The organism is bacterium (genome assembly GCA_027622355.1).
Lineage (GTDB): Bacteria > UBA8248 > UBA8248 > UBA8248 > UBA8248 > JAQBZT01.
Window position 1 is genome coordinate 1 of record JAQBZT010000215.1, and the last position, 5042, is coordinate 5042.

6 protein-coding genes are annotated in these 5042 nt (G+C 62.4%); 4 read left to right on the forward strand and 2 right to left on the reverse strand.

Annotated elements, in window-relative coordinates; genetic code table 11:
- Positions 1–874, reverse strand: an 874-nt coding sequence (locus tag O2807_11690; GenBank protein MDA1001159.1) for a hypothetical protein, incomplete at its 3' end; no start/stop codon positions are given.
- A gap of 215 nt (positions 875–1089) precedes the next feature.
- Positions 1090–2589, reverse strand: a complete 1500-nt coding sequence (locus O2807_11695; protein MDA1001160.1) for a radical SAM protein — start codon at positions 2587–2589, stop codon at positions 1090–1092.
- 502 nt (positions 2590–3091) lie between these two features.
- Here O2807_11695 and O2807_11700 point away from each other — a divergent pair.
- The 4 genes from O2807_11700 to O2807_11715 all read left to right on the forward strand — a co-directional run bounded on the left by O2807_11700 (position 3092) and on the right by O2807_11715 (position 5024).
- The gene (locus O2807_11700; GenBank protein ID MDA1001161.1) at positions 3092–3520 is read left to right on the forward strand and encodes a hypothetical protein; all 429 of its coding nucleotides are present in this window, start codon (positions 3092–3094) and stop codon (positions 3518–3520) included.
- A 31-nt stretch (positions 3521–3551) separates the two neighbouring features.
- Positions 3552–3845 (forward strand): DUF350 domain-containing protein, encoded by a 294-nt coding sequence (locus O2807_11705; GenBank protein MDA1001162.1) that lies wholly within the window; start codon positions 3552–3554, stop codon positions 3843–3845.
- Between the two features lie 46 nt (positions 3846–3891).
- Positions 3892–4590, forward strand: a complete 699-nt coding sequence (locus tag O2807_11710) for a 7-carboxy-7-deazaguanine synthase QueE (GenBank protein ID MDA1001163.1) — start codon at positions 3892–3894, stop codon at positions 4588–4590.
- 65 nt (positions 4591–4655) lie between these two features.
- A complete protein-coding gene (locus O2807_11715; GenBank protein ID MDA1001164.1) occupies positions 4656–5024 on the forward strand; it encodes a rhodanese-like domain-containing protein in 369 nt (122 codons plus the stop codon).
- Positions 5025–5042 lie beyond the last annotated feature (18 nt).

The window sequence follows — 5042 nt, forward strand, 5'->3', positions numbered from 1 at the left end:
GCCGGATTTTTTCCTGCAGTTCTTTCTTCGACTGGAACGTCTCGATCTCCTCGCCGACCTTGAACACCAGGTCCATGTTCTTCTTGTGGTTGGTGAGAAAAAAGGCGCCCCCGCCGATGAACGACATCGTTTTGTCGTCGCAGGTCTCGATGTGGCCCCCGCCGCTCTGGATGTCGAGAACGATCTTGCTCGCCTTGATGATCTTGAGCTTCTCGTCCCCGTAGACGCCGCCGTCGGTGGCCCGCTCCCGGATCCAGGGGTCCCGGGCGCGGCGCCACTGCGGCCCCCAGATTTTGAAGTCCACCCCCTCGTCCGTCAGGCCGGAGAAGAACACCTCGCGGAACCCGTAGTAGCTTCCGATAAAGGCCACGTCCGAGCGGTAGGGCGCCAGCTCCGCCTCGGTGAATTCCTTCTCGTAGGTCGAGGGATCGTAGGCGTCCGAGGTGAAGGCCACGTTCCCGAAGCCGAAGAGGTCGAACTCGCGGAAGAAGTAGGTGTCCATTGTCAAGAAGAGATCGTAGGCGCCGATCTGATCGAAGGAGATCCCCGCTGCCGTCGAGCCGTAGGGGTTGTCGGGATAGAAGCAGACCGTCCGGCAGGCGGATTTTCGGCGGATTTCCGCGATCGTCTCGGCCTGGATGTATCCGTCGCGGTAGACGAAAAGGAGGTCGAAGTTCTCAGTGATGCATTTTTCCGCGAGGCGCCGGTTCATCCACCGGACCCAGGATTTCCGGAAATTGCTGTAGAAGAAGCTCTTCTTCCGGTAGAAGAAAACCTCGACCTCATGGCCGAGAGAGCGGATGCCGGTGTAAAAATCGTGCGACCCGGTGGCCGGGTAGAAGCCTTGGTGGGGGGTGGACAGAAGAATCTTCATGCTCTCTCCCGGCACCGGAATGGCGCAGGCGCAGTTTGGGGGACTTTTCCGGCTCTTGTCCATCCCATTTTGGATGCCTCGAGGCGCCACCGCCGGCCCTCCGGGACCTTCCGCATTCTTGGATCAGGGCATTTTTGATTTTCGGCGAAGGGCCATCATGCGTTCACGACGGCGGGACAGAAAAGGAAAAACGGCCCGGCGGGAAACCGGAGCGGTCAAGCCCGGGTTTTTTCCGGTTGCGGCAACGTGTGGCCGAACCTCCGCCGGAGCTTGAAGGCGACCCGCTTCAGGCTTCCGGCGAGACCGTAGGTCTCCAAATACCGGACGGGCTCTCCCAGAAAGCGCAGCCGCCGCCGAAGCACCAGGGTGACGGGGAAGGTCTCGAAAAGCCACCACAGGAAATCGGCCCAGGGGCCCGAGCGGCCGCAGAGGATCTCGAGAATGGTCTGGTATTTGATGATGTCCTCTTTCGAGATCGTGGGCATGTCCAGAACGGAGTTGGCGTAGTAATTCTCCGGCATCTCGTTGCCGGGATCCAGAAAGCCTTCCCGCTCGCACAGCTCGCGCAGCTTGGTTCCGACCAGGGGGTAGAAAATGCTGAACTGCGCCGTGTCGGGCTTGACGCGCTTCATGAGCTCCCGCGTTGTGATCATCCGGTCGCGGTTGTCGTAGGGCAAGCCCACCATGTTGAAGGCGTGCGTCCGGATGCCGTGCTTTCGGGCCATCCGGAAGGAATCGATGATGGTCTTTTCCTCCATTTTCCGGTTGAGCACCTTCATGCGGAACTGCTCGTCGCCGCTCTCGACGCCGATCGACATGCTATAAGCCCCGGCCCGCGCGATGGCGGCCAGCTTGTCTTCCTTCACCATCTCGGGCCGCTCCATGAAGAGGAAGGGCTTCTTCACCCGCTCGGAGAACAGGTCCGCGAGCCTCTCCAGGCGGGGGAGCTGGGTGAGGAAGATTTCATCCACCCAGTTGATCATGTCGAGGCCGTTCTTCTCCTCGAAATCCTTCACCTCGCGCATCATCCGCTCGGGGCTTTTTTCGCGGCGCCAGGTGCCCTTTCCCTTGTACATGTCCATCACGTGCGGGCTGCTGCAGTAGGTGCACTGGTAGGGACAGCCGCGGCTTCCCTCGAACTGGCCCACGATGCGGGTGCCCGGCCTCACGTTCACGAGGAAATTTTTCGTGTAGTGCTCGATGGAGAAAATGTTCCAGTCGGGGATGGGCGCCTCGTCGAGGTCCGTGATGAGCTCGCGCATCTCGTTGCGCACTTCCATGCCCAGCATGTTGCGCGACCAGACGTTGGGGATCGACGAGGCGTCGCCGCCGCCTCCCAGGGCATCGAGCAGCTCGACGAGGGCGCCCTCGCTCTCCCCGCGGACCACATAGTCGCAGTGCGCCAGACAGCCTTCGGCGTCCACGGTGGGATGGTGCCCGCCCACGATCCGGGGCAGGCTCTTGATGCAATCCATCCGCAGAAGATCGCGCGCCAGCGCCCACTCGTTGCTCAGGACGCTGAAGCCCACCGCATCCGGCTCGAACGCCTCCACCATCGCCCGGAAGGCGGGTGCGATGTCCGGGCCGCGCATCATCGTAGAATCAAAAAGAGCGGTTTCGACCCCCTTTTCCTTCAGCACGGCGGACAGGACGGAAATGCCCAGCCGGGGCGCGTAAACGCGCTGGACATTGGGGTACACAAAAAGGAACCGCACGTCCTGCTCTCCTTTTTCATTTGCCAGAGCCGCGCCTTTTATGCCCCGGATGACCGGAGCCGGCCGCCGCCTTCGCCCTCCGGGTCAGATACAAACCGGAATGGTGCGGCGACTGCCGCCCGCTCTCGGGCTTCGCGCCATTGGCCCGCCACTGCGGCTGCCTTTCCCATCAAAATCTCCTCAAGTCTAACAGGAAACGCCACGCGGGGCACCTTCTCCCTCTGAAGCCCCGGCCGGAAGGGGCGCTCTCTACTTCCGGGCGCAATCCTCCCTTCTCTTCCGGGTTCATAGACCTTGCAGGTTTCCGCTTCCACATCGCCCATCGCCGGAGGCCGCAAGGGTGCGCCGGCGGGAAGGGCGAAGCCGCATGAGCGTGCCGCCTCCCTGGCGTGACAGGAGGCTCGCGCCGCGCGCACTGCCGGAACCAAAGAGCTGCCCTTGAGCGGCCCCCGGCCGCCTGTTAAGGTGGGGGCCTGCACTCCCCTCTTCGCCGCCCGGAAGGATGGCCGCTTTGCGCACCGGCCGCCGCTTTTTCATGGACATGACCTCCGCCGCGTGGCTGCTCGCGGGCGCGCTCGCCCTGCCGCTGCCCGCGGGGATGGGGGTGCGCATGCTCTACCGCGCCGCCCTGGCAACTCCTCCGGCGATCGTCCTCACCCTTGCTGCCACGGCGCAAGACGCTGCGGCGCGGGGCTTCGGCGGGGGGCGCTCATTCGGCTTCAGGGGTTCAAGGGGCCTTGGCGGCTTCTCGCGGCGCTCTTCCTTCGGCCGCCGCAGCGGCAACGCGCGCAGCTACGGCAGAGGAGGCTTCGGCCTGCCCTTCCTGATGGGGATGGGCCTCGGCGGGTTCGGCTTCGGGGGCTTCGGCGGCATCTTTATCTATCCGATTCTGCTGCTCTTTCTCCTGCGCATCCTGCGCGGTCTTTTCTGATGTTTGCGCCCGTTTGATCGGAGGTTTCGAGATGAAGACGAAATGGCTCACCTTGACCGTTGCCGCCGCCGCGATTTTCGTCCCGGCTGCCGCCTTCGCCCAGGAGGCGGGCGGCCCCCGCATCGGCGTGGGCACCGGCCTCATCCTCTCGATTGTCTACGGCCTCGTGGGGATATTGCTCCTCATGATCGGCTTCAAGATCTTCGAGTGGATCACGCCGTTTTCGGTGGACGATGAGCTCAAGAACCAGAACACCGCCGTCGGCCTCGCGGTGGGCGCCATGTTCATCGCCATCGCCGTCATCATCGCCGCCGCGCTCAGCTAGAAGGCCGCGCGCGGGGCGCGGGAGGAGGTGAGGGCGCTTGGGCCTCATGGCCGCGAAGACAGATCTTGCGCTCAAAATTCCGCTGGCGGACCCGCTCTTCTACTCCCTGCAGGGAGAGGGCGCGACGCTGGGGAGGCCCTCGGTCTTCGTGCGCCTGATGGGCTGCACCGTCGGCTGCGCCTGGTGCGACACGAAGTACAGCTGGGCGGGGCCCCCGGTGCTGGAACTTTCCCTGGAGGACATCCTCGCCTACTGCCGGGAGCGGCCGGGCGCTCAGGTCATCGTCACCGGCGGCGAGCCGCTGGAGAGCGAGTTTCTCCTCCCCCTCCTCGTTGCCCTGAAAGAAGCGGGCCTTCGCACCGAGATCGAGACCTCGGGCTACATTCCGCCGGCGGATGCGATCGCCCGCCTCGCCGATCAGTGGAACGTCTCGCCCAAACTCCAATCCGCGAATATTCCGGAGAACAAACAGCCGGTGACCCTCGGCTGGCTCCATGAGGTGAAGGAGCCCTATCTCAAGTTCGTTCTGCACAAGGTGGAAGAGTTCGAAGAGGTGGAAAGCCTCCTCGAAAAATATGACCTCTCCGATTTCCCCAGGGAGCGCATCATCATCTCCCCCGGCGGGAAGAAGATGGAGCACATGGAAAAGCGCCTCCGCCCCCTCGCCGAGGAAGCTTTGCGGCGCGGCTACAGATTCACGCCGCGGCTCCATGTCCTGCTCTGGGGAGACAAGCGGGGGGTGTAGCCGCCTCATTTCAAGCGGATACCAAACATGAAAAGAGAAGAGTTGGGTCGTAAAATTCAAAGGAGGTGTTCATGGGGGAACAATTAAAACACTTCTCGGACAAGCTCGAAAACGAAACGGACTCATGGGATCTGAAAGTGGCGCTTGGGGCGGGCGAAAAAATCGTGATTGTGGATGCTCGCGCGCGGGAACTCTTCGAAAGAGAACATATCCCCGGTGCCATCAACATTCCCCATGCGGCGATGAACCCGGAAACGACGAAGGCGCTCGATAAAAATGCACTCATCGTGACCTATTGCGACGGCATTGGATGCAATGCTTCCACCAAGGGCGCATTGAACATGGTTCGGCTTGGATTTCGTGTCAAAGAGTTAATGGGCGGCATCGAGTGGTGGAAGAGAGACGGCTACGAGACGGAAGGAGAGCCCCGATGAGGTAACGGAAAGAAACAA

Coding starts and splice junctions, on each gene's coding strand:
- O2807_11700 (MDA1001161.1), top strand. CDS start 3,092: ATGGCCGCTTTGCGCACCGGCCGCCGCTTTTTCATGGACATGACCTCC.
- O2807_11705 (MDA1001162.1), top strand. CDS start 3,552: ATGAAGACGAAATGGCTCACCTTGACCGTTGCCGCCGCCGCGATTTTC.
- O2807_11710 (MDA1001163.1), top strand. CDS start 3,892: ATGGCCGCGAAGACAGATCTTGCGCTCAAAATTCCGCTGGCGGACCCG.